This window comes from Brevundimonas sp. UBA7838 (assembly GCF_002500885.1).
Taxonomy (GTDB): domain Bacteria; phylum Pseudomonadota; class Alphaproteobacteria; order Caulobacterales; family Caulobacteraceae; genus Brevundimonas; species Brevundimonas vesicularis_C.
In genome coordinates this window covers 1,416-2,191 of the sequence record NZ_DLTK01000079.1, presented here as the reverse complement: position 1 = coordinate 2,191, position 776 = coordinate 1,416, and the positions used below count along the sequence as shown (strand labels likewise).

The following is a 776-nucleotide window of genomic DNA, read 5'->3' as shown; positions in this document are numbered from 1 at the left end:
CTGACCAACCGCGACACCGCCCTTTATATCTACACCTCCGGCACGACCGGTCTGCCCAAGGCGGCGCGCATCCCGCATTCGCGCGCCCGCACCTATATGCGCGCCTTCGCCGGCGCCACGCGTTCGACGCCCGAGGACCGGATCTTCAACGTCTTGCCGCTGTATCACTCGACCGGCGGCCTGGTCGGCGTGGGCGCGGCGCTGCTGAACGGCGCGCGGCTGGTGATCCGCAAGAAGTTTTCGGCCAGCACCTTCTGGCCCGACGTGCGCTCGTCGGGCGCGACCATGTTCGTCTATATCGGCGAGCTGTGCCGCTATCTGGTCAACTGCCCGCCGCACGAGGACGAGACCAAGCACAAGCTGCGTCTGGCGTTCGGCAACGGCCTGCGCGCCGATGTCTGGCCCGACTTCCAAAGCCGGTTCAAGATTCCTGACATCCTGGAATTCTACGGCTCGACCGAAGGCAATGTCTCGCTGTTCAACTTCGACGGCAAGCAGGGCGCGATCGGTCGGGTGCCGAGCTTCCTAAAGTCGCAGATCAATATTCGCCTGGTCGAGTTCGACGTGGAGACCGAACAGCCGATCCGCGGCTCGGACGGTCTGTGTCGTCTGGCGCGCGTCGGCGAGGTCGGCGAGGCCATCGGCCTGATCGGAAACGACATCCGCCACGACTTCTCGGGCTATGCCGACAAGGCCGCCTCGCAGAAGAAGATCCTGACCGACGTGTTCAAGAAGGGCGACCGCTGGTTCCGCACCGGCGACCTGATGAAGCAGGA

At 64.7% G+C, this 776-nt stretch carries 1 protein-coding gene; it reads left to right on the top strand.

Annotated elements, in window-relative coordinates; all coding sequences use genetic code 11:
• Window positions 1-776 (top strand): AMP-binding protein (locus B3T77_RS06465; protein WP_292078228.1); only part of this gene is annotated, 776 nt, incomplete at both ends.